This window comes from Streptomyces sp. NPDC050564, assembly GCF_044457265.1.
Classification (GTDB): Bacteria; Actinomycetota; Actinomycetes; order Streptomycetales; family Streptomycetaceae; genus Streptomyces.
The window spans coordinates 1-2995 of the sequence record NZ_JBITGS010000109.1 but is presented as its reverse complement, the minus strand read 5'-3'; the positions used below and the strand labels follow the sequence as shown (position 1 = coordinate 2995).

Sequence of the window (2995 nt, the reverse complement as noted above, 5' to 3'; positions counted from 1 at the left end):
CTGAGGCCGAAGAACTCGGCGTCGAACTGGGCCGCTTCGTAGAGGAACCCGCCCGACTTGGTGTACGACGTCCCCACGGTCTCCGGGTCGGGATCGTAGAGGGAATCCACGTCCCAGCCGCGGTCGGTGGGGAAGTCGCCGATGGCGTCCACGCCATCGGCCACCAGGTCCCACAGTCCCTCGGCGTCGGAGACCCCGCCCGGGTAGCGGCATGCCATGCCCACCACGGCGATCGGATCGTCGTCGAGGGACGCGTTCGGTCGTACTGCCGCGTCCGCTCCGGTGCCGGTTCGTGTTCCTGTGCCGCCGTCGGCCTCCGCGATGACGGACAGCAGATACGTGGCGACCGCGCGCGGTGAGGGGTGGTCGAAGACAAGGGTGGCCGGGACACGCAGGCCGGTGGTGACGTTGAGCTGGTTGCGCAGTTCCACGCCGGTCAGGGAGTCGAAACCGAGGTCCTTGAAGGCCCGTTCGACGTCGATGTCCGCCGCGCCGGAGTGACCCAAGACGGATGCCACCACACCGCGCACGGTGTCGATGACCGCGCGCTCGCGCTCCGCCGTCGGCAACGCTGCCATGCGGTCGCTCCAGCTGTCCTGACCTGCGGCGTGCGTGGCCGCGATCGCGGAGCGCCTGGCCGACGGCCGGACGAGGCCTCGGAAGACCGGCGGAATCACGTCTGACGGAATCCCGGTGTGCGCTCCGCGCGCCGCTGCTGCCGCCTGCGCCTTGAGTACGGTCAGGTCGAGACGGGCCGGCACCAGTTCGGCCCGGGGCGTCTTGAGGGCGGCGTCGAGCAGCTCGATACCGCGCTCCGCATCGAGCGGAGCCACTCCGGTCCGGGACCAGCGGGCCCGGTCGGCGTCGGTCAGGCCGCCCGCCATACCGCTGTCCTGGTCCCACAGTCCCCAGGCAAGGGAGTGCGCGGGCAGCCCCTGCGCGTGGCGGTGCGCGGCCAGGGCGTCGAGGAAGGTGTTGGCCGCCGCGTAATTGCTCTGCCCGGCATTACCGATCACACCGGCAATCGAAGAGAACACCACAAACGCAGCCAGCGGCAGATCCCGCGTCTGCTCGTGCAGATTCCACGCCGCGTCCACCTTCGGCCGCAACACAGGCCCCAGACGATCGACGGACTGCGACTCCAGCAGACCATCGTCCAGAACACCGGCAGCATGGATCACCGCAGTCAGCGGACGCTCAGCAGGGATGCCCGACAACACACCCGCCAGAGCCCCGGCATCGGCCGCATCACACCCGGCATGCGTCACGCAGGCACCCAACTCACCAAGTTCCTTGGTGAGTTCGACGGCTCCCGGGGCGTCCGGGCCGCGACGGGAGAGCAACAACAGATGCCGCACCCCGTGCTCGCGCACCAGATGCCGGGCGATGAGGGTGCCCAACGTGCCAGAGGCCCCGGTGATCAAAACCGTGCCCTCAGGGTCAAGCGCCGGCTGTTCCCGCGTGGCGGTGACCGGAGCCAGCCGCGGCGCCAACAGCCGGCCCTCACGCACGGCGACCTGGGCCTCCTCACCGAACAGCGCGACAGACGGCACCTGCCCCGCGTCGTCGACATCCACCAGCACGAACCGGCCAGGATGCTCCGACTGCGCGGTACGGATCAGACCCCACGCCGTGGCGGCACCCAGATCGGCGGGAGCATCGTCGTCACCCACGCTGACGGCACGGCGCGTCACCACGACCAGACGCGCATCCGCGAACCGCTCGTCCGACACCCACCGCTGCGCCAACTCCAGCACCTCAGCGGCAATCCGATGAGCAGCAACCGACGGCGACTCCCCGTCCCGCGAAGCCACCGACACCACCACCCGATCCGGCACCCCACCCGCCTCGACCAGACCCAACAGCTCATCCAGCCCCGCCACTTCGACGGCAGCCTCGACAGCCGCGATGCTCTCCGCAGCCGCGACCGGCACCCAGTCCAGCCCGAACAGAGAACCCCGTGTGACGTCCCCAGCCGCCGCGGCGCCTGTGTCGGTCCGCGCGGGCCGCAGCGCCAACTCCCCGACGGAGGCGACGAGTCGACCAGTCAGGTCGGTCAGCGTCAGGGCGGCGGTCGTCGGACCGCTGGGGGTCCATCGCACGCGGAGTTCCCGCGCTCCGGTTACGTACAGCGCGACGTCGCTCCAGGCGAACGGAAGCAACAGGCTCCCGCCTTCCGCCTCCCGGACGGACGCGTCGGCGAGCCGGTGGACGAGCGGGTGCAGGGCGGCGTCCAGGAGTGCGGGGTGGATGCCGAAATGCTGGGTGTCGGCGTGCTGCGGCTCCGGCAGGACGATCGACGCGTAGGTCTCCTCACCCAGCCGCCACAGCCCCCGAACGGCCTGGAAGGCGGGCCCGTACTGGTAGCCGGCCCCGGCCAGCTCGGAGTAGAAGTCCGTGAGCTCCACGGCCTCGGCGTCCTTCGGGGGCCATACCGCCGCATCCACATCAGCGGCGACGAGGTCGCCCATCGCGAGCCATCCCGACGCGTGCCGGGTCCACACCTCACGCTCGTCGTGAGCGCCCGCGTCCGAGCCCTCGGGGCGCGAGTGGATCTGTATCCGGCGCTGGAGAGAGTCGTCCGGGGCGCCCACTGTGACCTGGACGCGCAGGCCGCCGGTGGCGGGCAGCACCATCGGCGCCTCCAGCGTCAGGTCGACCACGCGCGTGGCGTCGGTGCGGTCCGCGACTTCCAGCGCCATCTCCATGAACGCCGCGCCGGGGACGATGATCCGTCCTTGGATCTCGTGGTCGGCGAGCCAGGGGTGGGTGTGCAGGGAGAGACGCCCGCTGAGCAGCGTGCCACCGTCGGCGAGGCTCGTGACCGCACCCAGAAGTGGGTGGCGGCTGTCCTCCAGACCCAGCCTGACGGCGCTTCCTGATGTGGTGGAAGGCGTCTGCAGCCAGTAGGGGGTGTGCTGGAAGGCGTAGCCGGGCAGGTCGATCTGCCGGCCGGTGGGATGGATGGCCGTCCAGTCAAGACGCGCACCGTGCA

The 2995-nt window shown here is 70.7% G+C and carries 1 protein-coding gene; it reads right to left on the bottom strand.

Annotated elements, in window-relative coordinates:
- Window positions 1–2995, bottom strand: a 2995-nt coding sequence (locus ACIBK0_RS51815; protein WP_399097523.1) for an SDR family NAD(P)-dependent oxidoreductase, incomplete at both ends; no start/stop codon positions are given.